Origin of the sequence: Grimontia celer, from assembly GCF_900055185.1 — a bacterium.
Taxonomy (GTDB): Bacteria; Pseudomonadota; Gammaproteobacteria; order Enterobacterales; family Vibrionaceae; genus Enterovibrio; species Enterovibrio celer.
On record NZ_FIZX01000002.1, the window covers coordinates 1,002,201 to 1,026,443 of the forward strand.

Consider the following 24,243-nt stretch of genomic DNA (forward strand, 5'->3'; position numbering starts at 1 on the left):
CTTGTTAGTTTTTGAATGGTGTTAACTCTCATGTTAGTTACATAAACTGACTTCAACTAAGGAGTTAAGTATGACTATTCGAACTGTACATCGTGTTATTCGCTCTCACGCTTCGCAAGACGGCGACGGTGTGAAAATCAGTCGAGCGCATGGATTCAATGACCCTAAGTTCAGTCCATTTTTAATGATTGATGAGCTGAAAAGTGAAAATCCGGATGATTACATTGGTGGCTTTCCTCCGCACCCGCACCGAGGTATTGAGACGCTGACGTATATGTTGAAGGGACACTTTCAACATCGTGATCATATGGGTAATGTGGGTGAACTTAAATCTGGCGGGGCGCAATGGATGTCTGCTGGGAAGGGGGTCATTCACAGTGAAATGCCTATCATGAATGATGGTGAACTTCATGGGTTTCAAATCTGGATAAACATGCCGGCAGCCAAGAAAATGCGCCCTGCGCAGTACCACGATTTTCAGTCACCTGAAATTAATGAGTATGGTGAAACTGAAAACTTACTGCGGGTGATAGGTGGTCATGCAGTCAGTAACGGCGTGCCTGTTGAAGGCCCATTACAACAAACCAGTATTGAAGTGTTTGTTGCAGATTGGCGTGCAGAGGCAGGGCAGTCACGTGAAATCAAACTTCCAAGCAACTATCAGGCAAATCTTTACGTCTATAAAGGAGAAGTAGAGATTGCCGGGGAGTTGGTCAAGCAAAGCCATTTTGTTCAACTTTCAGGTGGTGAAAGCCTATCAATGAGGGCAAATGAAGAAACAGGCTTATTGATTCTTTCAGGTTTGCCGATAGATGAACCAGTCGTACACTATGGTCCGTTTGTCATGAATTCAATGGATGAGATTAATCAGGCTATAACGGACTACCAAAATGGTGTGTTGACTGATTGATTTAAGTCGACGGATAGAAGGGAGCTTAGCGCTCCCTTTTTTACGTGAGTATATGATGCTTCACGATTACACGCGCCAAAGTAAACAAAATGTTGAATAGCTTTAACTCTTTTGTTTTATTTCTAGATAACAAAACAAATGGAGTTTCCCCTTGTTAGTGGTTATTGCACATGCGATTGAAACTGTCTTGCTTGTGACAGGTGTTGTAGCGCTTATTCGCTGCGCTTTTCAATACGCATCCCGAACAGAAAACTGGCATCAGCTCAATGTTGTTTTGTTCCACGTGCAGAGTCTTTCCAGGGAAGAAATGAAGTGGTGGTATATCGCAATGTTCAGCTTGATACTGGGCGGTATTGTCAGAGTTCTCACCATGGTTCTTTTTACTTAACAAACCTTGCAATAAAAATGTGATGTGTGTGAACTAAGATTAAACTCTGATACACTTCGATTTTGTGTAGCGCATAAAAGGAAATCATGCCCAACGTCACACCAATCACGCTATCAATTGCGCACATCAACGATACACACTCTCACTTCGAACCGACCCCCATTTCGCTCGCTGTAAAAGGCTTGGAAGATCGCATATACGCCAATGTTGGCGGTTTCGCACGTATCTCATCTGTCGTTAAATCATTCAAACAAGAAGCAGAAAACGACACGGATGGATTCCTCTTTCTTCATGCGGGCGACTGTTTTCAAGGCACCCTTTATTACAGCCTGTTTAAAGGTGAGGCTAACGCCACCCTCCTTAATATGTTGAACCTCGATGCGATGGCATTGGGGAATCATGAACTAGATCTAGGGAATGCGGCAGTTTCGAAATTCCTCGATCAAATTACATTTCCATTCTTGGCCGGAAACTGGGATGTCAGTAGGGAATTGCCAAACAAAGAATTTCCGGTAAAAGGCAAAGCGCCTTTGCTGCCTTACGATTCAGAGCTAAAAATTGCCAGTGTGTTAACGAAAGAATTTGGCGGTAAGAAAGTGGCTATCTTTAGTGTGGCGCTGGATAAGATGGCCGATATCGCGATGCCGGACCCTGACACCCCATTTGTGAATTCGAAAGAAACGATCATCAACACGGTGAAATACATTCATGAGGAAATTGGCACTCCTCACATCATCCTGCTTAGTCATTTGGGGTATGACCAGGACCTTAAAATGGCGGAAGAGGTAGAAGGCTTGTCGGTGATTGTTGGCGGCCATAGCCATGTGTTACAGGGTGACTTTAGTAATCTCGGATTAGGTGACATGGGGCCATATGGGCGTCAGATTAATAACACGCTGGTGGTTCAAGCAGGCTGTCACTCCTTGGCGCTCGGGAAGTTGACGGTGTCGCTTGATGAAAAAGGGCGCGTTACTTCTCACAATGGCGGTAACTTCCTTATGCTTGGTCGAAGCCTTGCGATGGATGCATCTTGGGATCAAAGCCTTCCGGATAAGGTCTTTCAGACGGCAAAGGCATATCTGTTAGAGCAACCCAACGTTATTCATTGCCGTGGTGATGATGCCGTCAAAGATGTCATTGCAGCACGGTACCGTCCAGCTGTTGAAAAACTCAAGAGTGACGTTGTCACTAACTTGCCAGCCAGACTACGCCATATTCGAGTGCCGGATGACAAAGGCGGAAGTGAAATAGCCCCTTTAGTCTGCGACGCAATGATGTATTCAGCTAGAACACGTGGCCATGCTGTTGACTTTGCGATTCACAATGCAGGCGGGGTAAGGGTAAGTCTAGAGCAAGGCAAGCTGACAGCAGCTGAAGTTGCTGGCAGGTTGTTGCCGTTTGCCATTGACCTGATGCTATATAAACCAACAGGCCTTCAGGTGATGCAGGCACTGGAAGGTGCCATTAACAACGCGACCAATAACAGCGTAGAAGGAACAGGAGATGGTAGTTTCCCGTATACATCTGGTTTGAGATATACCTATGAAGGCAACAAACCAAAGGGAAGCCGCATTACGCAGCTAGAATATCAGACGCTTGACGGCTCATGGCATGCAATCGAGCTGGATAAGCATTACGTCGCGGTGTCTTCTGCATACACTTCCCAGGGCAAAGAAGGTTATGACTCGCTTAAGAACATGAGCGAGTGCCCATATTCGATTTACGTCACGCTCGCAGACAGTTTTATCGAGTTTGCCCGAACTAAAGATATTTTATTGGCGCCTGAGCAATCGCTGCAAAACTATTTCAGTCTGACTTGAAGGCGTTTAGTTAGAAGTATTAGTTGCGACAAATCTGACAGTTAGGCGGTAAATTTGCCGCCTATTTTTATAGTTGTCACTCCAATTAAAGGCTTAATTCACATTTCCCCAAAATATGTGCCCAATATTTGCATCACCACGGATATATGGCGGAAATTTGCCGTCTATGAAAACAGCTAAGAAAAAACTAAATTTCTTTATCCGTTGACCGATATATAAACAACGAAGTTGTTTAAAGGGGGAAATCATGGTGGAAAAGCGTGATTGGCTGGATTTCGGACTTATCGCTTTCTGGATTGCCGCTTGGGCATCGCTGGTTTACTTTGTGCCTGCTGCAGGCCTTTGAGCGAAAGAAAGACAACAAAATTTAAACAAACTGCCTGAATCAGGGCCCATTCAGGCGTTTATATGTAGACTCATGCTGCGACTAAAGCATCTATGCTTTAGCCGTTCTCTTCCCATCTCTTTTCAAAAAGAATTTTACCAGCACCGGCTGCATATATATTGGCAACTGAAGAGCGCCAATTAAAGGCAGATACAAAGGTCCTAAAAATGCTCCAGCAACAGAGTAGGTGAGTAGGACATTCCTGTTCCCTGATGTGATTGCCGCGACATACGCCTCTGACCGACCCTTATTCCAATAAAGCGCCAATCCGATGACGAAAAATAAAACGCAAATTGCAAATGCGATAAATAGCATTGTGATAGCAAAAGAGCGGTCGCTATCCCAAAGCCATCGATACTGCCCTGTTAATCCAAAAGGAAAACTGAATACCAGAATAATGGTAAATTGCGCCAGCTTTCCATGAATGCGAGACAGGCGATGTTCTGGCACCAACTTATGGATAGTGTAAGAAAAAAGCATGGGGCCGAAGATAAAGATGAATAGCCTTAGGCAATAGTCCTGAAGATCCAGTGTGAACTCATCAGTGCTTAACATGACCAGGTTGACGTATAGCGCCACTGGCATCATCAGTGTACTGGTTATCGTAAATGCCATGGCTTTTAGTGGCGCAAAACCAACAGAGCGCACAATAGCGGGCGTAGCGAAAAGTGTGCCTGTAGCGCATACGGCGGTAGCAGCCATTAATAACTCTGTACTGGCACCAAAAGCGATACCGAAAATTGAGACAACAATTGTCGTCACACCACAGTGAACTAAAGCGTATACCCACGCGCCCGGATCAATAATCGCTTTAACCAACGCTCGTTGGTCAATGCCTATCAACGTAAAGAGCATCAAAGTAAAGAGTACATAGGGGAGAAAGGGCAGAGCAGATGCTGAAAGGTCTGGGAAAGCAAATCCTGCAAAACCAGCTGCTATGAGCAGGATGGAGGAATGTCTACTTAAAAATGAAAGCAAGGGAGCCTCAGGCGTAGGTCGTTAAAATCAGATGTTAACAAACTGAAATTGTTTTGATAAATAAATATTAATAATGAGTTTCAATATGATGATTTCCGGGAAGTAGCGAATACTGCCGCTTTTTAATGGCTCTTTGCAGACAGTATGATTTTTCTTTCGGATTAGTAAAACTAATCCTGAAAAACAAATTAAGTCATTTTATTAGCATACACCGAATGCATACAATTTGCTCAGTAAAGACAATCACATAGTGAGGCCGTTATGACACAGGCAGTTAACTTCGCTCCAGCAGTTGCTTCTGTAGAAAAAGTGCAGAAAAACTATGCGGTTTCTTTCAAAGGATTGATTGCCCATGCGATGGACGTAGTGCGCAAACGTGATCTGAATAAAGCGATTCGTTCGACGAATGAACTTCCAGAGCACATCAAGCGCGATATCGGGCTGATCCGCTAAAAGCACATCTAGATTTGCTAATAGACAAAAAGCGTTGGCGTTAGCGTCAACGCTTTTTAATTTTGGCGTACACAAAGAATTTATCCCAATCTAACTTCAACTTTCCCCCTCGATTCTCTGGACAAAAACTGGGCGTTTCGTCACTATGAACTACCGAACTAGTTCAAATATTGAGAGTGACTTAACGTGGGACTTTTTGATTGGTTATTCAGTAGTAAAGAAAAACCGACTAAAGAAACAGAGCCGACCGAATACAAAGGTTTTCTGATTTACGCAGAAGCGAAATCAGAGGGCGGTCAATTCCGAATTAATGGGCGTATTTGTAAAGAATTGGATGGGGAACTTAAAACCCACAGTTTCATCCGTTCAGACCTATTGCCTTCTGAAGATAGTGCCAATGAGTTGATGCTGAAGAAGTCTCAACTATTTATCGATCAAATGGGCGAAAGAATGTTTTGATTGATCGGCTCCTTATGTTCAGTGCAGATGGATTCGTCGGAAATGACCGAGATCAAAGCAAAAAGTAAGGATTTAGGTCAAAAAGTACACCAACGGTTCGTAAGGAAACGGAACGTCGCAGACATGTGAGCTAATTAAAAGTTAACAAGATTAAAATCAGTGCGTTAGTAGTAGCACGTCATATCAGGTCTGACCTCCGGCCTTAAACAAATGGCGTTATTTTATTACCAAAAGTCATTAAAATTGCCTCGTTATGGGCTTGATAATGAATTATTTTGGTATTTTTCCTACAAAAGTGTTGATTAAGCTTTTTCAGTTCGCTACAAACAATTTACTTACACTGCCAATAGTCAGGGACTAACTATGCAAATTGGTGTTCCAAAAGAAATACTTGCGCACGAAACGCGAGTTGCTGCCACACCGAAAACGGTTGAGCAGCTATTAAAGATGGGCTTCGAAGTTGTTGTCGAAAAGGATGCTGGGCAACTGGCAAGTTTTGATAACGCTGCTTTCGAGCAGGCCGGAGCGAAAGTTGTTGATGCCGACGCTGTTTGGCAATCCGACATTATCTTCAAGGTCAATGCGCCGCACAAAGATGAAGCGGAAGGTATTGACGAAATCGATCGTATCAAAGAGGGCGCAACGCTCATTAGTTTTATCTGGCCAGCCCAGAATGAAGCTTTGATGCAAGATCTCACCACCAAAAAAATCAATGTTCTAGCGATGGATTCTGTGCCGCGCATTTCTCGTGCACAAGCGCTGGACGCATTGAGCTCTATGGCAAACATTGCTGGTTATCGTGCAGTGGTTGAAGCCGCACACGAGTTTGGTCGCTTTTTCACAGGCCAAATCACTGCAGCGGGTAAAGTACCACCAGCAAAAGTATTTGTGGCTGGTGCTGGTGTTGCTGGTCTGGCAGCCATCGGTGCTGCAGGTAGCCTTGGTGCAATTGTTCGCGCGTTCGACGTTCGTCCTGAAGTAAAAGAGCAGGTAGAAAGTATGGGCGCTGAGTTCCTGCAGGTTGATTTTCAGGAACAAGCGGGCAGTGGCGATGGTTATGCAAAAGAAATGTCTGATGACTTCAATAAGAAAGCCGCTGAGCTCTATGCTGATCAAGCCAAAGACGTTGATATCATCATTACGACCGCATTGATTCCGGGCCGTCCGGCACCAAAACTGGTGACCAAAGAGATGGTAGATTCGATGAAAGCGGGCAGCGTAATCGTTGACCTCGCTGCAGCGAATGGCGGTAACTGCGAATATACAGAAGCTGACAAAGTGGTTGTAACAGATAACGGCGTTAAAGTTATTGGTTACACCGATATGGTTGGTCGTCTGCCAACACAATCTTCACAGCTTTACGGTACCAATCTGGTAAACCTGATGAAGCTGCTTTGCAAAGAAAAAGACGGCAACATCGATATCGATTTTGAAGACGTGGTTCTGCGTGGTGTCACTGTTGTTAAAGACGGTGAAATCACTTGGCCTGCACCACCGATTCAAGTGTCTGCGCAGCCACAAGCAAAAGCAGAACCGATTGCTCCTAAAGAAGAGAAAGTAGAAGAGCCAACATCACCAGTGAAGAAAATTGCTGCACTGGCTGTGGGTCTTGGGGCATTTGGTTGGGTGGCCTCTGTTGCACCACCAGCGTTCCTCTCGCACTTTACGGTATTCGTACTGGCTTGTGTTGTTGGTTACTACGTCGTTTGGAACGTGACACATGCTCTGCACACGCCGCTGATGTCAGTAACCAATGCCATTTCAGGCATTATCGTTGTGGGCGCGCTACTTCAAATTGGTCAAGGCAATGGTGTGGTGTCTTTCCTCGCCTTTATTGCCGTTCTCATTGCAAGCATAAATATCTTTGGTGGCTTTACTGTTACTAAACGCATGCTTGAAATGTTCCGTAAAGATTAATAGGAGTAGCAAAGAATGTCTGCAGGACTAGCACAAGCAGCTTATATCGTTGCTGCATTGTTTTTCATCCTGAGCCTTGCTGGCCTATCAAAGCAAACGTCAGCACGATCAGGTAACTACTTTGGTATCGCTGGTATGAGCATCGCGCTCATCGCGACCATCTTTGGCCCATATGCAGAAGGTCTTTCTTGGATCTTTATCGCTATGGTCATTGGTGCTGCTATCGGTATCTACTACGCCAAACGCGTAGAAATGACTGAAATGCCAGAACTGGTTGCGATCCTACACAGCTTTGTAGGTATGGCAGCCGTATTGGTGGGTTACAACAGCTACTTAGAGCCACCAGTATACGCTGGCGAGTTTGCACAAACTGAACACGTTATTCACATGGTGGAAGTGTTCTTGGGTGTGTTCATTGGTGCTGTGACTTTCACTGGTTCGATTGTCGCGTTTGGTAAGCTGCGCGGTATCATTTCGTCTTCTCCTTTGAACTTGCCACACAAACACAAGATGAACCTGGCAGCAGTTGTTATTTCAACTTTGCTGATGGTTTACTTCGTGAAGGCGGACGGCAGCATGTTTGCACTGCTTGTGATGACACTGATTGCTTTTGCTTTCGGTTATCACCTCGTGGCTTCAATCGGTGGTGCGGATATGCCGGTTGTTGTTTCGATGCTGAACTCATACTCAGGTTGGGCAGCAGCAGCGGCAGGTTTCATGCTGGCAAACGATCTGTTGATCGTTACCGGTGCACTGGTAGGTTCATCTGGTGCGATTCTGTCTTACATCATGTGTAAAGCCATGAACCGCTCATTCATCAGTGTTATTGCTGGTGGTTTCGGGCAGGAAGTTTCTGTGTCTTCAGATGTTGAGTACGGCGAACACCGTGAAGTGTCTGCAGATGAAGTTGCGGAAATGCTGAAAGATTCTCGCTCTGTGATCATTACTCCTGGATACGGTATGGCGGTTGCTCAAGCACAGTACCCAGTGCACGAAATCACTGAAAAGCTGCGTGCGAAAGGCGTTGATGTTCGCTTTGGTATTCACCCTGTTGCGGGTCGTCTGCCGGGCCACATGAACGTACTGCTTGCTGAAGCAAAAGTACCGTATGACATCGTTCTGGAAATGGACGAGATCAATGATGACTTTCCTGAAACAGATACCGTTCTGGTTATCGGTGCGAACGACACAGTTAACCCGGCGGCGATGGAAGATCCAAACAGCCCAATCGCAGGCATGCCAGTTCTGGAAGTGTGGAATGCGAAGAACGTTATCGTATTCAAGCGCTCTATGAACACTGGTTATGCTGGCGTTCAAAACCCACTGTTCTTTAAAGACAATACGGCAATGTTGTTCGGTGATGCGAAAGAGAGTGTTGACGCGATCTCGAAAGCTATCTAATCCAGCAAAACGAATGAATCAGGCCAGCAAGTTGCTGGCCTTTTTTGTGCGAGAAAGCAGCAGATAGCGACTTTTCTTGCAGAGACTCTTACAAACTACTGACATTGTGAAATATTTTGATGGTAATCTCACGCCATGCAAAAGTTTCTGATTGTTTGTTTTACATTGTTCAGCTCGCATGTCTGGGCAAACGCGTCGTTTCCTGAACAGCTGAGTGCGTTCAGGCTATCGCTATTGGCTGAACGACCAATCGCTACTTATGCTCTTAATGCCATTCACAGCGAGTACCCAAAAGCGCTGTTAGTGCCTGACAGTCTTTTACCGCAATCTTCTAACTACCCGCTGAAAGATCTTAAGCGTCTCTATCAGTCATCAGAAAAATGCAAAGGGCCATGGCCTGTGAGTCCTTTGGTGACAGATCCTTTGGTATTTACCCGTGCGATGTGCTTCAACACACAACTGCCCTCTGTGTGGTTTTCTCGCTCTAATCTCATCCACCCAGGTGGAGGGAGCTATGCGGCAAAGTACGTAGAGAAATTTCCCGATCGCCGCGATGAGCTACTCCGCTTCTTCCATATAAAAGAAAGGTTGCTTTCACCACCGGATACCTTGCTCGGTCGCCTGCAACGTATGCCTGAAAATGGCATCAATGCATTGAACGGTGGTGCGGAATCGATCGTGTCAGGGGATGATCTTTGGATTCGCGAAGGTAGCCAATACAAGGTTTATAGCACTGACGCCTGGTCACCGCTTCTTGAAAAGCAAAATCTTATGGCTTCGCCGATTGATGAAAATGGTTTTTGTCTTTCACGCATAGGTAATGTCTGTTGGAATCAGAAGCAGGCACCATCTTATTGGTCTCAGCTTGTTATCGCGCTGGCCGTGATCAACATTCTATGGATTGCTGGATGGGTGTTTAACCGATGGACGGTAAAGCGTCGCTTGATGCAGGAGCGCATGCTGGTCTTGCAGATCCTGACCCACGAGCTTCGCACTCCTATAGCCAGTTTAGGGATGACGGTAGAAGGTTTTCGCCGTAAATTCGACAGCTTGCCAGAGCCCCTTTATGATGAGTTTCGTCGCCTTTGTGAAGATTCCATGCGATTAAAGCAACTTGCCGAGGCGAGCAAAGACTACCTGCAGTCCAACCAGCAACAACTGGTAAGGGAAGACATTCCTTCTCTGAAAGATTGGCTTGGTTACCTGTGCGAAGAGCGTCAGGTAAAATTGCAGGTGAAAGAAGACGGACCGGTTGCGGTCAATATTTATTGGTTGACGACCTCACTCGACAACCTTATAAGCAATGCCAAAAAGTACGGTGTAACACCTGTGATGGTGTACGCCGAAATAAACGACGACACGTTATCGATTCGTGTTCAGGATCAGGGAAGACTGACTGCCAAAGATTGGAAAACGATTCGAAAACCTTTTGTCAGCGAAAAAGGCCTGGGGCTTGGACTGACAATTGTTGAAGCAATGATAGAAAGGATGGGGGGCAGACTGACATTGTCTGGACCGCCTACCACATTTACTTTGGAGATACCTTGTGACCCAACAAACGACTCTGTTGCTGGTTGAGGATGATGCAAACCTGGCAGATGGTCTTCTCGCCAGTTTGGAACAGAACGGTTATAAATGCCTTTACGCCGATTGCGCGGGCAAAGTAGAGGCGCTTTGGGCGCAAGCTGATTTAGTCGTTCTCGACCGTCAGCTTCCGGAAGGCGATTCTATGGAATGGCTTCCTGCCTGGAGAAAAATTAAAGAAGTTCCCGTCATTATGCTCACTGCGATGGTCTCTGTGCGCGACCGAGTAGGAGGCCTTGATTCCGGTGCAACAGACTACATGACCAAACCGTTCGCGGAAGCTGAACTTCTGGCACGCATCCGTGTTCATCTGCGCCGTCCCGTGACTGAAGGCGAAACTACCGCCGTTGATGACATCGTCGTTGGTAAGCTCCGCATCAATCTGTCTACGCGCTCCGTAATTTGCTCTGAGAGTGAAGTGATTCTCACACGTACCGAGTTTGATTTGTTGGCATTTCTGGCTAAGAATGCTGGCCGCGTATTCACCCGTGATGAGCTACTTGACCAGGTTTGGGGCTATAACCACTACCCAACAACACGAACGGTTGATACCCACGTATTGCAGCTTCGCCAAAAATTACCTGAGTGTGAAATCGAAACACTTCGTGGTGTTGGTTATCGGATGAAAATGCACTGATGAAGCCCGCGGTATTCCTTTTTATAGCTTCCATCGCTCCATTTGGAAGCGCAGCAGCATGGTTCAGCGGATCAGACGCACTAACATCTGCTCACCAGCGTTTACTGGAAGGGAATACCGCCCATAGTTTTGATGCCATGGTTGAAGCATGGCAACAGGACAAAACAGACACAGAGCAACGTCACCTGACTGAACTGCTTTCGCTGGCAATTAGTGAAGATTGTGGGAGAAGTTTAAGTACACTTTCTCTTCCAAACTGGCTTCAAGCGATGGTTATTCGCCGTGAAACAGTACAAACCCCGAACCGGGTGTATTACCAGTTCTCCATTTATGGTTCGTCTGACGCGGGCATTTCCAATGTTACTTTTTCTGAGTGGCCTGAAAAGAAACTCCTGAATGCGAATCTAACAGCTGAAAATGCCAACAGTTTCAAGCTGGATATCGGTGGCCTCTCAGGCGCCGTTCATGCCGGTCTCTATAAGCTTGATGTGACGTCGACTGAAGGTGAGAACTGGTCATCCTGGGTGTTGGTTTCTCAGCCAGAGCCAATCCAGAAGATCAGTTGGAAAGACAGTCGAAGCTGGCGTATCGCGCCACCCACTGATTTGAAAAGCACGTGCCCTAGGCCTTTTTTGTCTATGAACCTTTATCAAACCGATGTGGGTGAGGATGCGCCAATCTGGTCTGAGGAAAAAGACAAGAATTTGCCAACATCGCTGCCAGTTATTGACGTACCAAACGGACAATATTGGTTTTCTGTAGCGCTTATCGAAAGGCGTTGGCAAGGCGCCATATTGTTTGAAGATGTTCAACGAATCGCCAGATTCATTGATTTGCCTGATGTGGACCTGAGGGAGCTTTCACTTAAACCTGGCCAAGAATAACCTTGTTAACATAATTTCTTTGATCTTCTATCAATAACGCTACTCATTGGTTTGAGTGATGTCACACCTTCAAGAATTGTCTCTTTATTGCTAAAAGGCTTCTACTACCCTCTGTAGAGAAAGTAGACACAATGCCGTTTTCTAGTACAAAGCTCGCAGTGTCTCCCGCCTTTTGAACCACTGAGATGGAATTCTTGCCATGAAAAAGAGTTTACTCGCATTCAGTATTGCGCTGACTTCTATGCCAGCACTGGCTGCTAATTACAGTATTGATACCCGAATTGATGCTATGGGCGGCGCGGGAACGGCCGCCGCAGATTTCCTATCTGCCGGTTTCCATAACCCTGCGTTAGTCGCCATGGATCCAGACAGCTCTTTTGGTGTGCTGTTTCCGGTGATAGGCATACAAGTACGTGACCCAGACGAGCTTATCGATGCTATGGAAGACTTTGGTGATGTTTATGACACGTTCACCAATGATCCGACAAACTCAGAAAACCGTGATGATGCTGCAAATGCATTGAGCAATCTAAACAACAAACTCGCTTACGTGAGCGGGGGCATAGGCGGTGCTATTTCGATACCAACTAATACGATTTCCGGAAGCTTTTTCGTAAAAGGTTATACTGAGGCGGTCGTAATGCCAGAAGTCTCTCAGGCTGACGTCGACGCAATTAGTGGTACAACCGGGCCGGGTGATGTTCCATCTACACTAACTTCTAAAGGCCGAGTTCTAGCATTTGGTGTTGTAGACGTAGGTCTGGCGCTTGCGGGTAACCTAGAACTTGCGGGCCAACGTATTGCCGTTGGTGTGACACCCAAATCTCAACAGTACTATACCTATCATTACGAAGTAGATATTAATAGTTTCGAAGGAGACGACTGGGATTCTGACGCGAACCGCACGGAAGAGAGCGCATTCAACGTTGACCTGGGCGCAGCATGGCAGACTGGTCCATTCCGTGTTGGCTTCGCCGCCAAAAATTTGATTTCACAGGAAATCAAAACGGTTAACCGAACGCGTGAATATACTTACCATATTGAGCCGCTTTATACCGTTGGTGGAGCGTTTGTGACGGATCTTTTTGTTGCAGCGATTGATGTGGATCTGAATGAACAAAAACGCTTCTCAGCGCCAAGTGGTCCAGCTATTGTCGACAATACTCAGCTAGTGCGTCTGGGCGCTGAGTTTAATGCTTTTGGTTGGGCGCAATTGAGAGCAGGTTATATCAACGATCTTGAAGATACGCTGGATGGCACTGTGACGTTAGGTCTTGGCCTATCGCCGTTCAATACGGTTCACTTCGACCTTGCAGCCCAACTCATAGATAGCAACAGCTACGGTGGTTCTGCTCAACTGGCATTTACCTTCTAAGGCAATTGGCAGTAGAATATGCGGCTTCTGAACAGGTTGATTTTGAGGTCGTAAATGAACGGTATGCCAACGTTGAGCCATGCTGAGCAACAAGAAGCAGCAGAGCGAATTCATGCATTGATGGCTCAGGGCATGAGTAGCGGAGAAGCCATTATGCTAGTGGCCAACGAGATTCGCGAACGCGAAGCGTCCAAAAAAGATGATTAATGTGAAAGCGGCCAATATTTGGCCGTTTTCTTTTTATTTCCTAACGTTATCCTAAGGGCTGTATATTTAACCCTGTATTGTGCAGGGGGATTATTAGATTAAAGGGGCGACGTTGAACGATCGGCTAATTCTGGCAAAAACATTCGCTCGTGCCCGTCATGAAGGGCAGCGATATGGAGAGTTTCCCTATTATGTTCATCTGGATGATGTGGAGAAACTGGCGCAACCTTTTGGTATCAACGCAATGATTGTGGCGCAACTGCACGATGTGCTTGAAGACACAACAACAAGTGTGGACGAATTAGTACATGACTTTGGCGATAAAATTGCGCTGTCAGTCAGTTACCTCACCGATCCTGTCGGGGGGAACAGAAGTGAGAAGAAGCGGCAGCTTAACCAAAGATTTCTTCAGCTTGATGAATCAGATGAAGCAGCGAGGCTGGCCTTAATCGTCAAAGCTTGCGATCGACTGTCCAACGTCAAAGCCTGCCGACTTTTCCATCCTGAAAAATTCGCCATGTATCAAGGCGAACACCCAGAATTCCGCAAAGCAGCTTATCGTTATGGCTTGTGTGAGATGATCTGGTGGGAGCTGGATATGTTGATTGAAGTCGGTGACAAGATAGCCCGATACTAAGGTTGGAAGTAATCAAGCCCTGCAACATAAACAAAAAAGCGCTCATCTAGAGCGCTTTTCTTTCACGAATCTCCAAATCTACTCATCGTCATAGATGGTCGGAATGGGTTGGCGCTTATGCTGAGTGGCGTTGTAGATAGCCACCAGTCGATCCTTAACACGATCTTCAACGGCTTTGCCTTCCAGAAAATCATCAATCTCGTCATAAGTCAGTTGAAGGGCATCTTCATCCGCTTTCTGTGGTGACAGCTCTTCGAGGTCAGCTGTAGGGGTTTTCACGACAAGAAGTTCAGGTGCACCCATGTACGCAGCAAGTTGGCGGACCTGACGCTTGCTCAAACCAAACAGTGGCGCCAAATCGCATGCACCGTCACCAAACTTTGTGTAGAAGCCGGTGATGTTTTCGGCAGAATGGTCGGTACCTAGCACCAAACCACCAACCATACCTGCGATTTCGTATTGCGCGACCATACGAGCACGTGCTTTAACATTACCCTTAACGAAATCGATCTTGGCATTGTCTGTTGGAATCAACCCGGTGCCATGCAGTGCTGTCAGTGTTGAAGCATGCAAGCCATCTACACCATCTTTAATATTCACACTGACAGAGTGAGAAGGTTGGACAAAGCTAAGCGCCAACTGGGCTTCATCTTCATCTTTCTGAACGCCATAAGGCAACCGTACCGCAATGAATTGGTAATCAGATGAACCTGTTTCTTCATTCAGTTGTTCAATGGCTAATTGAGCTAGACGACCACAGGTAGACGAGTCGACGCCGCCACTAATGCCCAAAATCAAAGATTTTGTACCAGAGGCTTTCAACCGGTTTTTGATGAAGGTGATACGACGTTGGACTTCAAATTCAGCATCGATTGTTGGCAATACTCGCATTTCTTCGCGGATAGCTTGTTCCATTTCAAGACAGACCCTTATGACATGTTTCGTTTATTCTGCAACATCCTAGGCGCAAAATCATGATCATTCTTGTCTCAAGTTGCACTTGGTGAAGATTTCACTCTTTTAGCGCGCAAGTCATGGCATTTTCTCACCAAATTGATGCAATAACAGACTTGGTAGATGGTTTCTTGTTCATCTAATCCCGCTTTCACAGCAAATTGATTGAAGGTGATAGAGTGAATCGGTTATCAATAGATGATGGATGCAAAAATACATAAGAAAAAATGAGTAAAACGGAATTACGGCAAAACATTGCCATCTTTGGCAGCGCATTTAATCCGCCGAGCTTGGGGCACCTGAGTGTTGTGCAACGTCTCCACCATTTCGATCAAGTGCTATTGGTACCAAGCTATGCCCATGCATGGGGTAAGCAGATGGCGGATTTTGCTCAGCGTTGTGAGTGGGTCAGTGAATTTATTCGCGAAGCAAAGTGTGAAAACTTAGCGCTTTATCGTGAAGAGGAAGCCCTTTATGAGGAAGAGTCGGTGACCACATGGGCTCTGCTTAATCATATTCAGCAGCAACATCCCAATTCTGATCTCACCTTCGTACTTGGTCCTGATAATCTTTTAAACTTTTCAAAGTTCCACAAATCGGCAGAGATTTTGCAAAGATGGAACGTACTTGCTTGCCCTGAAACTTTACCCGTCAGAAGTACGGCGATCAGGGAGCGTTTACTGGCAGGGGAATCTATCGATGACCTAACCACGCCAGCACTGGCTAACAAATTGACGTCTGACGACTTCAGCCAATAAAAGAAACAACGACTTTATCAGCGCAGTATTTTGATAGAGCCTTTGGCGTAATCCCGACGCGTAAAGGCACTTTGGAGGCGTTTGATAAAGCAAGGGAAGATGCATAATCGTGATTTCTATAATAATACCCAGACTCATTGCGGCGACATTCTTTATTACGCCGTCACTTTCTACGGCCGCATTTATTGAAACAGGCACTGCCATTGACGATGTAGATGTCGCCAACTCTATTAATTTTTCACAATCGCAAGATCGCAGTGTGATTGAGTGGCAAGTAGAAGACCAGGTTCTTCCGACTATTTGGGACAGTTGGAAACATGACTGGGATATTCCGCATTTCCTCTCCACGCAAACTGGCGCTTCGTACTACGGATTTGGAGTATGGAAGCCGGAAGAGTATCAGCAGCAAAGCTTTACTGAGGTGGGGATGGAAGACTGGTTACTGAACCATGGTCTGAATTTCAGCTTTACCACGGAATCAAACAGCAGTGATACCCGGTACCGATTTGATATGCGCTGGCATGAAGAAACCAATACCGAGTTCTTGCTTCAAATGCAGGTGCCTATTAAATAGCTCCAACCGTTTTCTCAATCAGTAGCATCAATTCCTGTTCAGGCATTGATGCTTGCTGTGCGATTTTCGCCAACTTCTGGCCTGACTTCAGTTTTTTCACACAATCCCTAATACTGAGCTGGAGTGCAATTTGTTCTTCAGAAAAGCCTGTCAGTTGAAAAATGTTTTGGTCCTTTTGCTTTTTCTTATCATCCAAGTTTTCAAGCTTCGCAATGGCTTCAGCCAATTGTAAGGTGTTTGCATCGTACCTGTCGTTTGGTGACACCGTCGAAAGATAATCTCGGGCACATCTTAAAAGGCGACCATGAGCGCCAAACCAACTTCCATTAGGTTCCAGATTCAGTTGCTGTGCGATACCTTGGATCAGTAGAGATGGTAAAGCGTAACCAGCGGAATTTGGTAGCACGACAGTTGAACGTACTGAGAAATCAAGCGTTGAAACGACGGAGCCTTGTAGAATAGTAACGGCGCTCAAGCAGCCAGTAGGTAGCCAGAACCCTTGACCTTTACAAACAGGTAGTTCCAACTTTCCAAGACGGATCAGAGCCAATCCTTCATGGACCAGTATGTAAGAAGAGTGAGGCTGTTTTCTTCGAGGACCGACGATCAGATGGTCAGCTTTTTGGTGCAAAAATTCTATGGCTTGTTTCATGTTAACCCTCTCTCATTGCGAGGCGCACATAGTCTTTGGTTTTCAAGGGGAGATCAAGCGCGGTGAAGCGTGATGTATGGTTTGTTGTCTAAAAATACACCGCGTTGTTACAATCGTTAGTAACTAAAGTGAGGTAAGACCTCCAACCTCTGTATAATGGCGATTAAAACAATGTTCGAAATCCTATATCCGCGTAAAATGGCGCGGTTTTTATCGGAGCAAGTAGAATCACGTGCAACAAAATAACGATCCTTTCTTAGAAATTCGTCCTTACAATGACGATGAAGTGCCTGGTGCGATTGATCGTCTCATTGAAGATGAAGAATTCATCTCAGCTATTTTAAAGTACCGCTTCCCGCAGTTTTCTGGCATAGCAGGCTGGCTTCTTAAGCCGATTTTGAAGCGTTACCTGCATTCCAAATGGAATAAAATCAAAACCGTTCGAGACGTACAGCTTCATGTTGCGACATACATGGATTCAATGATCAAAAGTACTTCAGAAGGTTTGACGACAAGTGGTTTGGACAAATTGGATCCTAGTAGCAGCTATCTTTTTGTTTCGAATCACCGCGATATTGCGATGGATCCAGCGATGGTGAACTGGTGCTTGCATGCAAATGAGTTTGATACGGTTCGTATTGCCATTGGTGATAATCTGCTGAAAAAGCCGTGTGCAACTGAGCTGATGAAACTGAATAAGAGTTTTATCGTTAAGCGCTCTGCGAAAGGCCCACGAGAGATGATGAAGGCGTTGGGTCAGTTATCTGCTTACATCAAAGCCTCTTTGGATGAGAAGCAGTCTATCTGGATTGCTCAGAGAGAAGGCCGTGCGAAAGACGGCAATGATAAAACTGATCCTGCGATTCTGAAAATGTTCTTCATGGAAGGGCGTCGCCAGAAAATTGAATTCGCTGATTATGTCGCTTCGCTGCGTATTGTTCCGGTAACTATCTCTTACGAAAACGATCCATGTGATGCAGCAAAAGCAAACGAGCTTTACCGTAAGCAGCAAGAAGGTGGATACGAAAAAGGTGAGTTTGAAGATATCGAAAGTATCGTCCAAGGTATTGTTGGCCAGAAACGTAGAATCCATGTTTCGTTTGGCGACGTGATTGGTAACGAGTTCGATTCACCTGAAATGCTGGCTGCTGAAATTGATCGCCAGATTTATCAGAATTACCACTTGTTCCCGGCAAATTACATTGCTGCAGGGAAAGAGCACAGCTCAATCACCGATAGTGACCGCGCCCAGTTTGATAGCAAGCTTTCTTCATTGCCAGAAGGGGTTGCTCAGATCGTCAAGGCAATGTACGCCATGCCAACCGACAAAAAAGCTGACGCATAATATTGATTTATCGATATAAAAGAGGATGTGACAATGTCACATCCTCTTTTCTTTATCTGCTTAAACGACCCGAATATTTTCCGAAAGGAAGTCTACGAAGTGTCTAACCTTGGGAGCTAGGTATTCTCGGCGTGGATAGACCGCGTAAACAGGTAGCTTCATTGTCGGCTTCCAATCCTTCATTAATACCTTTAAGTCACCGTTTTCAATTTCACTATCTAATAGATAAGTAGCGATATATGCGATACCTACACCTGATTTAGTCGCTTCCAAAACCGCTGGTGCATTGTTGATACGGTAAGATCCTCTGACAGTCACCGATTGCTCGCTCCCGTCTCGTTGAAATGGCCACTGATCATAGGTGCGTTGAACGCTTTGGTAAGTGATGCAATTGTGCTCGCGAAGATCAGAGGGATGCTTTGGTGAACCATGTGCTTCGAGATAAGAGGGAGAGGCAACGAGCTTAAATTGGCAATCACCAAGTTTCCTTGCAACCATGCCTTCCGGCGGTGCTTCATGAATCGCTAACCAACAATCAAATCCATCCTCTACCAAGTTCGGGCGGTGATCGAACAAGTGTACTTCCAACTCGAGGGCAGGAAACTGTGCTTGAAATGTAGAAAGTAACTTTGTGATCTGGGCATTACCAAATGACTGAGCAACACCAACCTTTAATCTTCCAGAAACCTCATTCCTAAAACCTGCAACCATGGCTTCAGCGTCTTGCATGGTTTCGACAATCTGGCGCCCAAAGGCTGCATATTGTTCGCCGGCTTCGGTTAGGGCAACAGAGCGGGTATTTCTTTGAACCAGCTGAACACCTAATCGTTCTTCGAGATAGCGAATTTGCTTACTGACTTGAGACTTTGAAATCCCAAGGTACTCGGCAGCACGGGTGAAGTGTTGTTCATGCGCCACAGTCGCCAGGACCACCATTTGCTGAAGGTTATCTAACATATGGAATTTTCGTTAATTATCGAGAGGAGTATAGCGTATCACATCTCTTCTTAATTCATTGGGTGACGTTGTCACAAATAGGAAAACTCCTTTATTTAAATTTGAAGTTAGTAGGTCTCTGCCAACATTCCTTCAATCGGGAGAGAGCAGGTGCATGAAAAACGTTTCTCTACGCTGTTGTCATCAAAAATTCATTCAACCAATAAGCTAGAAGAAACTGCGTAAAGATTGTGTTCAATGATCCGCACTCTAGTGCTCAATCTGCCCAAATCAGATTCCAGATCGCGTTCTGAAAGGGATTTACTAAATGAGTCGATAGCCAAATTCGTGGTTTTGATTTTAATAAGGCATTTTATAACAATGTGTTACGTGTTTTGTTTTCAGTTGGAAACAATGTAATGTCATGTAAGTAAGTACTAACATACATTTGTTGTAAACCTACAGATCTAGAGGATCTTTTGTCGTTACTTTGAATAGATCGTGAACATGACTAAATAGAGAATTAATCAAATCGATATAAAGGATTGATAAGAATTGTTTCTATTCATGGGGTATGAGATTTAAAATTGCGGCAGAAATTCAGGTATTTGATGTGAAAGTCATCAATGGCCTGGTTCATTAAGGAGGTTTGTTTTCGGATGTTAGAAGTACTGTTTCGTTTCTTTGTGCTGGGATGTATGAGCTTTGGTGGTCCTGTCGCTCATATTGGCTATTTTCAAAGAGAGTTTGTTGAAAAGCGTAAGTGGATTGAAGAGGATAAATTCTCAACAGCGCTGAGCTTGTGTCAGTTCCTTCCTGGCCCTGCAAGCAGTCAGCTCGGGATGTTTATTGGTTATCATCGAGCGGGCTACATTGGGGCAATTGCCGCTTTTATTGGCTTTACCTTTCCATCTTTTGCCTTATTAACGGCAGCGGCTATGTACAGCGCGAGCCTGGGGGAGTCTTCAGCGTTGGCATTACTTATCTCTGCTGCAAAGCTGCTAGCAGTCGTAGTAGTAGCTGATGCCATTTGGACGATGGCACGAAAGTTCATCAGTGACGCAGTCACACTTGTTGTTTGTGTGGCTTCTGCTAGTTGGATCCTTTGGCAGTCTGGCCTCGTAGCTCAACTGATGCCAATACTTATCGCCGGCATTCTTGGTTGGTTGTTTATTCGTAAGCCAGAAGTAGCGACTGAAGCCAAAGAGCCAACAGGTATTAAGCAAACAGCCATTCTTTTCGGCGTGTTTGCTGCGCTATTAGTACTTCCCGCTCTGAGTAGCGCACCGGTTATCAGCTTGTTTAATCACTTCTATCAAGCAGGTAGCTTTGTATTTGGTGGTGGTCACGTTGTACTTCCTCTGTTGCAACCTTTGATTGGCGACTCGGTTTCTGGCGATGCTTTGGTTGAAGGTTATGCAGCGGCACAATTGGTTCCGGGTCCTATGTTTACCATTGCTAGCTACATTGGTGCTTCAATGGAAGGGATCAATCCAATCCTGGGTAGTGCAGTGGCCACCATAGCAATATTCCTTCCAGGGGCATTGCTATTGTTTGCTGCCATTCCTGTTTGGCAGGCTGTGATGAACCACCATAAGTTTGCAGGTTCTGTGGTACTGATTAATGCGGCTGTGGTAGGTCTTCTGGTTGCAGCATTTTACCAACCAGTTTGGATGTCAGCCGTTCATGGTGTTTCTGATGTCGTGGCAGTCATTGTTGGCTTTGCGGTTCTGCGTAAGTTTAATTTGTCAGTATTCTGGCTGCTTGCAGGTATGCTGGTTTACGCCATTGCTAAGAGCATGATGTAACACTAAATTGGTCATTCATTATTGAGCCCGCAAATGCGGGCTTTTTTGTTTATTTGGGAGTAATCAATCCATCTTAACGCACTATAACTAATTGCTTTTGCGTGTTGATTGACGGTATAGGAATGACGTTACTTGATGAATTTTCGTGGATTTTCTTGGGTGGGAACAAAGACAGAACTATTCTCGGCAAAGATATAAAAGCGCCGAAATTTCTCGGCGCTTTCGTAGAAGCTTAAAACTCCCATCGCTCAGTCTTGCCTGCCTCTGAAGCGTGTTGGGCAAGTTCTAAGGTGTAAATACCTTTTACTGCGTCATAAGGGTCGATAGGCGGTGTGGTACCGTTCAAAATAGCTGATGCCAGGCTGGCAAAGAGCTCAGAGTAGCAACCGTGCTCCAACTCGATATCTTTTTCAGTGACGTTGTCACCGATTTCGAGCTTGCCAATATGTTGCTGGCGGCCAAATTCTGAATTTGTTACCGTGACGCCGTCACGTAGTTGTTGTTCCTGAATATCCAAACCGGCGCATGAGAAAGTGGCTTTATCTCCTTGTACGACAAAGCGAGAGCCTTTGCCTGAACGGTATGGGCTGGAATTCAACACTACTTCTTTGTCAGCGTAATGCAGCGTCATCTTGAAGTAGTCGGTAGCTTGAGATTGTGGTCGCATCGCTTTGCAATGAGCGGTGACCGCTAAAGGTGAGCCAAACAAGTGAAGCGCCTGGTCTACTAGATGTGAACCCAGGTCATAAAGAATGCCCGATCCTTCTCCTGCCTGTTCACGCCAGCGTTGGCGAACCTCAGGACGAAAACGGTCGAAGTTCGATTCGAAAACACGAACCTGTCCTAGTTCATCAGATTCAATCAACGCTTTTACTGTAAGGAAATCCCCATCCCAGCGTCGATTCTGGTATGGACAAAGAATTTTACCGCGCTGGTTCGCGATTTTAATTAGCTCTAAGCCTTGTCCACTGTTTACCACGAAAGGTTTTTCGAGCAACACGTGGCAATCCGCTTCCAGTGATTGTTTTGCAAGATCGAAATGCGTGTGGTTTGGCGTGGTGATAATGACCAAATCCAACTCTGCATCACGAAGCATTTCTTCAATGTTTGAGTAGTACGCCGCAGAGGGGAGTTTCTCAGCCACTAAATCATGGTTTGAAGAAACAACCGCGACGGGTTCGAAATCTGGATGAATAGAGAGAAAAGGAAGATGGAAAGTCTGGGCAGCAAAGCCAAATCCTACGATGCCAGTACGAATCATTTGTCGTTCCTTGTTTTGTGTTCGTTTAGCGTTTTAGTTTTTCTAGTATACGTGAGCAGATATAAAAAAGCCCTCATCAGAGGGCCACTTACGGAGTTTGTGAAACTTAGGCCAGTACAACTGGGTAATTACCCTTTGGATGAGGCATAACGGAAACAGGCCAGCCGTAGACTTCCTCGATAATTTCAGGGGTCAGCACATCTGTTGGGATGCCATCTGCCGCTATTTTTCCTTTATTTAATATTAAGATACGGTCTGCATACTGTGCAGCGAGGTTGAGATCATGGATCACGGCGATCACCGCCGATCCGGCTTGTGCCATCTCTTTCGCCAAGCTTAATGTCTTATGTTGGTGGCCAATATCCAGCGCACTCGTTGGTTCATCCAGCATCAATATGGTGTCTCTTGGAGATTTTGCTATTTGTGTTAGCACGCGAGCGAGGTGTACGCGCTGCTTCTCGCCCCCGGAAAGGCTTGGGTAAAGCCTGTCAGCAAGATGAAGTACATCGGTCTTTGCCATGTTTTCAGATGCGATCTCAGTGAGTTCTGCTTGGGATGCACTCAACGCCAGCCCGCCAAGTTCAACCACTTCCCGAGCGGTGAAGGCAAATGTCAGACTACTGGACTGCGGTAGAATCCCCATCGATGCTGCGAGGTGTTCAGGTTTCCAATCTTTCGCAGATTTATCATAGAAGCGAAGTTCGCCATAACATGGCCATTCGCGGCTAATCAGTTTAAGCAGGCTACTTTTACCGGTTCCGTTTGGTCCAAGAATAATAGTTAGCTCACCCAATTTGAAAGACGTGCTGAAGTTATCGAGTAGAACCTTGTTACCCAGCGTGAGCGACGCATGTCGAATATCAATACCCATTATGCCAAACGACCTTTTTGTTTAAGCAGCAATGCAAGGAAGAAAGGCGCCCCTAGAGCCGCTGTGATAATGCCTACCGGGATTTCAAGTGGCGCAACAATGGTGCGAGCAATCATGTCGGAAGCTAGCAGCACCAAACCACCTAAAATCGCTGAAACCGGAATGAGGGTACGATGATCTGGGCCTGTCAGCATGCGTCCGATATGGGGAACAACAAGGCCAATAAAACCAATCATGCCTGAAAGGGCAACTGTCACGCCGACGCCTGCAGCAGTGAGAAGGATGAGATTGCGCTTGAGTGATTGGACGTTGATGCCAAGATGACGAGCTTCAGCTTCACCCAGCAGCAAGGCATTTAAAGGTTTTGCGTAGCGGTGGAATAGGAAACCCAATACGATTAACGAAACAAAAGCCAACACAATCGCATCCCATGAGGCGCCTGCTAAAGAGCCCATCGTCCAAAGAGAAAGATCGCGAAGCTCCTGATCGTCAGCAAAATAGTTTAGAAGCCCCATGCCAGCACCGGCAATCGCGCCAAGCGCAACGCCTGCGAGTAACATAATTGTCACTGAAGTGCCATTACTACTGGTGCCCATGTAATAGATTGCGAAGGTTGTAACCGCACCACCCAAAAAAGCAAATACCGGTACCGTGCCCAGCACCAGAAATGCGGTATGGGTAATCACGCCACCAAATAGAACTATCGCAATGGCTGCTCCAAGAGAAGCACCGGCAGACACCCCGATAATACCGGGATCTGCCAGTGGGTTTCTGAAAAGCCCCTGCATGACGGTCCCGCACATCGCAAGGATACCACCGACAGCAATGGCCAGAAGTGTGCGTGGTAAGCGGACTTCCTGAATGATCACAGAGACATAGTCAGGAAGGTCCGATTGAACGGGAAGTAGTGCTTTCAAACTGTCGAAGAAACCGATATTCATCGGCCCCAAAGTAATTGAGCTCACGACAGTGATGTACAACAAGATCGAAGAGACGATCATCATCCACCGCGCTGAGACGCGGCGAGTCAGCAAATCATTCATGGAAAT

24 protein-coding genes are annotated in these 24,243 nt (G+C 45.9%); 17 read left to right on the plus strand and 7 right to left on the minus strand.

Going from position 1 to position 24,243, the window contains the following annotated elements:
- Nucleotides 1-70: 70 nt before the first annotated feature.
- From GCE9029_RS14680 to GCE9029_RS14690, 3 genes are all read left to right on the plus strand, one after another.
- Nucleotides 71-910 carry a pirin family protein gene (locus tag GCE9029_RS14680; RefSeq protein ID WP_062664218.1) on the plus strand — a complete coding sequence of 280 codons (840 nt, stop codon included), beginning with the start codon at nucleotides 71-73 and terminating at the stop codon, nucleotides 908-910.
- 157 nt (nucleotides 911-1,067) lie between these two features.
- Nucleotides 1,068-1,298 carry a hypothetical protein gene (locus GCE9029_RS14685; RefSeq protein ID WP_231870160.1) on the plus strand — a complete coding sequence of 77 codons (231 nt, stop codon included), beginning with the start codon at nucleotides 1,068-1,070 and terminating at the stop codon, nucleotides 1,296-1,298.
- Nucleotides 1,299-1,384: 86 nt separating this feature from the next.
- A complete protein-coding gene (locus tag GCE9029_RS14690; protein ID WP_062664222.1) occupies nucleotides 1,385-3,118 on the plus strand; it encodes a bifunctional metallophosphatase/5'-nucleotidase in 1,734 nt (577 codons plus the stop codon).
- Nucleotides 3,119-3,554: 436 nt separating this feature from the next.
- Here the strand turns inward: GCE9029_RS14690 and GCE9029_RS14695 are convergent, their stop codons facing one another.
- A complete protein-coding gene (locus GCE9029_RS14695) occupies nucleotides 3,555-4,481 on the minus strand; it encodes a hypothetical protein (protein WP_231870107.1) in 927 nt (308 codons plus the stop codon).
- A 261-nt stretch (nucleotides 4,482-4,742) separates the two neighbouring features.
- Here GCE9029_RS14695 and GCE9029_RS14700 point away from each other — a divergent pair, with 261 nt between their 5' ends.
- The 10 genes from GCE9029_RS14700 to GCE9029_RS14740 all read left to right on the plus strand — a co-directional run bounded on the left by GCE9029_RS14700 (nucleotide 4,743) and on the right by GCE9029_RS14740 (nucleotide 14,035).
- The gene (locus GCE9029_RS14700; RefSeq protein ID WP_062664224.1) at nucleotides 4,743-4,934 is read left to right on the plus strand and encodes a hypothetical protein; all 192 of its coding nucleotides are present in this window, start codon (nucleotides 4,743-4,745) and stop codon (nucleotides 4,932-4,934) included.
- A gap of 186 nt (nucleotides 4,935-5,120) precedes the next feature.
- Complete coding sequence (locus GCE9029_RS14705; protein ID WP_062664226.1) at nucleotides 5,121-5,393, plus strand: HlyU family transcriptional regulator; 273 nt, start codon at nucleotides 5,121-5,123, stop codon at nucleotides 5,391-5,393.
- Between the two features lie 363 nt (nucleotides 5,394-5,756).
- The gene (gene pntA, locus GCE9029_RS14710) at nucleotides 5,757-7,310 is read left to right on the plus strand and encodes a Re/Si-specific NAD(P)(+) transhydrogenase subunit alpha (protein WP_062664228.1); all 1,554 of its coding nucleotides are present in this window, start codon (nucleotides 5,757-5,759) and stop codon (nucleotides 7,308-7,310) included.
- A 15-nt stretch (nucleotides 7,311-7,325) separates the two neighbouring features.
- Nucleotides 7,326-8,711, plus strand: coding sequence for a Re/Si-specific NAD(P)(+) transhydrogenase subunit beta (gene pntB / locus GCE9029_RS14715; RefSeq protein WP_062664230.1), 1,386 nt, complete (start codon nucleotides 7,326-7,328; stop codon nucleotides 8,709-8,711).
- 135 nt (nucleotides 8,712-8,846) lie between these two features.
- The gene (locus tag GCE9029_RS14720; RefSeq protein ID WP_062664232.1) at nucleotides 8,847-10,289 is read left to right on the plus strand and encodes an ATP-binding protein; all 1,443 of its coding nucleotides are present in this window, start codon (nucleotides 8,847-8,849) and stop codon (nucleotides 10,287-10,289) included.
- Entirely contained in the window at nucleotides 10,258-10,932 is a 675-nt protein-coding gene (locus GCE9029_RS14725; RefSeq protein ID WP_062664235.1) for a response regulator transcription factor, read from the plus strand. Before GCE9029_RS14720 ends, GCE9029_RS14725 begins: the two co-directional genes overlap by 32 nt.
- Nucleotides 10,932-11,816, plus strand: a complete 885-nt coding sequence (locus GCE9029_RS14730) for a DUF2861 family protein (protein ID WP_062664237.1) — start codon at nucleotides 10,932-10,934, stop codon at nucleotides 11,814-11,816. The genes GCE9029_RS14725 and GCE9029_RS14730 overlap by 1 nt, the downstream gene beginning before the upstream one ends.
- A 199-nt stretch (nucleotides 11,817-12,015) precedes the next feature.
- Entirely contained in the window at nucleotides 12,016-13,191 is a 1,176-nt protein-coding gene (gene traF, locus GCE9029_RS14735) for a conjugal transfer protein TraF (RefSeq protein WP_062664238.1), read from the plus strand.
- 54 nt (nucleotides 13,192-13,245) lie between these two features.
- Complete coding sequence (locus GCE9029_RS26015) at nucleotides 13,246-13,398, plus strand: YoaH family protein (protein ID WP_002535891.1); 153 nt, start codon at nucleotides 13,246-13,248, stop codon at nucleotides 13,396-13,398.
- Between the two features lie 112 nt (nucleotides 13,399-13,510).
- Nucleotides 13,511-14,035 carry a nucleotidyltransferase family protein gene (locus tag GCE9029_RS14740; RefSeq protein ID WP_062664239.1) on the plus strand — a complete coding sequence of 175 codons (525 nt, stop codon included), beginning with the start codon at nucleotides 13,511-13,513 and terminating at the stop codon, nucleotides 14,033-14,035.
- Between the two features lie 78 nt (nucleotides 14,036-14,113).
- Here the strand turns inward: GCE9029_RS14740 and nadE are convergent, their stop codons facing one another.
- Nucleotides 14,114-14,950 carry an NAD(+) synthase gene (nadE, locus tag GCE9029_RS14745; RefSeq protein WP_062664241.1) on the minus strand — a complete coding sequence of 279 codons (837 nt, stop codon included), beginning with the start codon at nucleotides 14,948-14,950 and terminating at the stop codon, nucleotides 14,114-14,116.
- Between the two features lie 266 nt (nucleotides 14,951-15,216).
- On the opposite strand from nadE, the gene GCE9029_RS14750 reads away from it, so the two are divergent.
- Both GCE9029_RS14750 and GCE9029_RS14755 read left to right on the plus strand, forming a co-directional pair.
- Nucleotides 15,217-15,747, plus strand: a complete 531-nt coding sequence (locus GCE9029_RS14750) for a nicotinate-nicotinamide nucleotide adenylyltransferase (RefSeq protein ID WP_062664243.1) — start codon at nucleotides 15,217-15,219, stop codon at nucleotides 15,745-15,747.
- A 109-nt stretch (nucleotides 15,748-15,856) separates the two neighbouring features.
- Nucleotides 15,857-16,321, plus strand: coding sequence for a hypothetical protein (locus GCE9029_RS14755; RefSeq protein ID WP_062664245.1), 465 nt, complete (start codon nucleotides 15,857-15,859; stop codon nucleotides 16,319-16,321).
- Here the strand turns inward: GCE9029_RS14755 and GCE9029_RS14760 are convergent.
- On the minus strand, nucleotides 16,314-16,973 hold the full coding sequence (locus GCE9029_RS14760) for a hypothetical protein (RefSeq protein ID WP_062664247.1): 660 nt from the start codon (nucleotides 16,971-16,973) through the stop codon (nucleotides 16,314-16,316). The two genes, GCE9029_RS14755 and GCE9029_RS14760, sit on opposite strands and share 8 nt — an antisense overlap.
- Before the next feature lie 232 nt (nucleotides 16,974-17,205).
- Here GCE9029_RS14760 and GCE9029_RS14765 point away from each other — a divergent pair, with 232 nt between their 5' ends.
- Nucleotides 17,206-18,318 (plus strand): 1-acyl-sn-glycerol-3-phosphate acyltransferase, encoded by a 1,113-nt coding sequence (locus GCE9029_RS14765; RefSeq protein ID WP_062664249.1) that lies wholly within the window; start codon nucleotides 17,206-17,208, stop codon nucleotides 18,316-18,318.
- 60 nt (nucleotides 18,319-18,378) lie between these two features.
- On the opposite strand, the gene GCE9029_RS14770 is transcribed toward GCE9029_RS14765, so the two are convergent.
- Complete coding sequence (locus GCE9029_RS14770; protein WP_062664251.1) at nucleotides 18,379-19,275, minus strand: LysR family transcriptional regulator; 897 nt, start codon at nucleotides 19,273-19,275, stop codon at nucleotides 18,379-18,381.
- Nucleotides 19,276-19,913: 638 nt separating this feature from the next.
- Here GCE9029_RS14770 and chrA point away from each other — a divergent pair.
- The gene (gene chrA, locus GCE9029_RS14775; RefSeq protein WP_062664252.1) at nucleotides 19,914-21,062 is read left to right on the plus strand and encodes a chromate efflux transporter; all 1,149 of its coding nucleotides are present in this window, start codon (nucleotides 19,914-19,916) and stop codon (nucleotides 21,060-21,062) included.
- Nucleotides 21,063-21,294: 232 nt separating this feature from the next.
- On the opposite strand, the gene GCE9029_RS14780 is transcribed toward chrA, so the two are convergent.
- The 3 genes from GCE9029_RS14780 to GCE9029_RS14790 all read right to left on the minus strand — a co-directional run bounded on the left by GCE9029_RS14780 (nucleotide 21,295) and on the right by GCE9029_RS14790 (nucleotide 24,237).
- Nucleotides 21,295-22,323 carry a Gfo/Idh/MocA family oxidoreductase gene (locus tag GCE9029_RS14780; RefSeq protein WP_062664254.1) on the minus strand — a complete coding sequence of 343 codons (1,029 nt, stop codon included), beginning with the start codon at nucleotides 22,321-22,323 and terminating at the stop codon, nucleotides 21,295-21,297.
- Between the two features lie 106 nt (nucleotides 22,324-22,429).
- Nucleotides 22,430-23,194 (minus strand): heme ABC transporter ATP-binding protein, encoded by a 765-nt coding sequence (locus tag GCE9029_RS14785; protein WP_062664256.1) that lies wholly within the window; start codon nucleotides 23,192-23,194, stop codon nucleotides 22,430-22,432.
- A complete protein-coding gene (locus tag GCE9029_RS14790) occupies nucleotides 23,194-24,237 on the minus strand; it encodes a FecCD family ABC transporter permease (RefSeq protein WP_062664258.1) in 1,044 nt (347 codons plus the stop codon). The genes GCE9029_RS14785 and GCE9029_RS14790 overlap by 1 nt, the downstream gene beginning before the upstream one ends.
- Between the last annotated feature and the right edge of the window lie 6 nt (nucleotides 24,238-24,243).

Coding starts and splice junctions, on each gene's coding strand:
- GCE9029_RS14780 (WP_062664254.1), bottom strand. CDS start 22,323: ATGATTCGTACTGGCATCGTAGGATTTGGCTTTGCTGCCCAGACTTTC.
- GCE9029_RS14720 (WP_062664232.1), top strand. CDS start 8,847: ATGCAAAAGTTTCTGATTGTTTGTTTTACATTGTTCAGCTCGCATGTC.
- GCE9029_RS14700 (WP_062664224.1), top strand. CDS start 4,743: ATGACACAGGCAGTTAACTTCGCTCCAGCAGTTGCTTCTGTAGAAAAA.
- GCE9029_RS14785 (WP_062664256.1), bottom strand. CDS start 23,194: ATGGGTATTGATATTCGACATGCGTCGCTCACGCTGGGTAACAAGGTT.
- GCE9029_RS14680 (WP_062664218.1), top strand. CDS start 71: ATGACTATTCGAACTGTACATCGTGTTATTCGCTCTCACGCTTCGCAA.
- GCE9029_RS14770 (WP_062664251.1), bottom strand. CDS start 19,275: ATGTTAGATAACCTTCAGCAAATGGTGGTCCTGGCGACTGTGGCGCAT.
- chrA (WP_062664252.1), top strand. CDS start 19,914: ATGTTAGAAGTACTGTTTCGTTTCTTTGTGCTGGGATGTATGAGCTTT.
- GCE9029_RS14690 (WP_062664222.1), top strand. CDS start 1,385: ATGCCCAACGTCACACCAATCACGCTATCAATTGCGCACATCAACGAT.
- pntB (WP_062664230.1), top strand. CDS start 7,326: ATGTCTGCAGGACTAGCACAAGCAGCTTATATCGTTGCTGCATTGTTT.
- traF (WP_062664238.1), top strand. CDS start 12,016: ATGAAAAAGAGTTTACTCGCATTCAGTATTGCGCTGACTTCTATGCCA.
- GCE9029_RS14750 (WP_062664243.1), top strand. CDS start 15,217: ATGAGTAAAACGGAATTACGGCAAAACATTGCCATCTTTGGCAGCGCA.
- GCE9029_RS26015 (WP_002535891.1), top strand. CDS start 13,246: ATGAACGGTATGCCAACGTTGAGCCATGCTGAGCAACAAGAAGCAGCA.
- GCE9029_RS14760 (WP_062664247.1), bottom strand. CDS start 16,973: ATGAAACAAGCCATAGAATTTTTGCACCAAAAAGCTGACCATCTGATC.
- pntA (WP_062664228.1), top strand. CDS start 5,757: ATGCAAATTGGTGTTCCAAAAGAAATACTTGCGCACGAAACGCGAGTT.
- GCE9029_RS14730 (WP_062664237.1), top strand. CDS start 10,932: ATGAAGCCCGCGGTATTCCTTTTTATAGCTTCCATCGCTCCATTTGGA.
- GCE9029_RS14790 (WP_062664258.1), bottom strand. CDS start 24,237: ATGAATGATTTGCTGACTCGCCGCGTCTCAGCGCGGTGGATGATGATC.
- nadE (WP_062664241.1), bottom strand. CDS start 14,950: ATGGAACAAGCTATCCGCGAAGAAATGCGAGTATTGCCAACAATCGAT.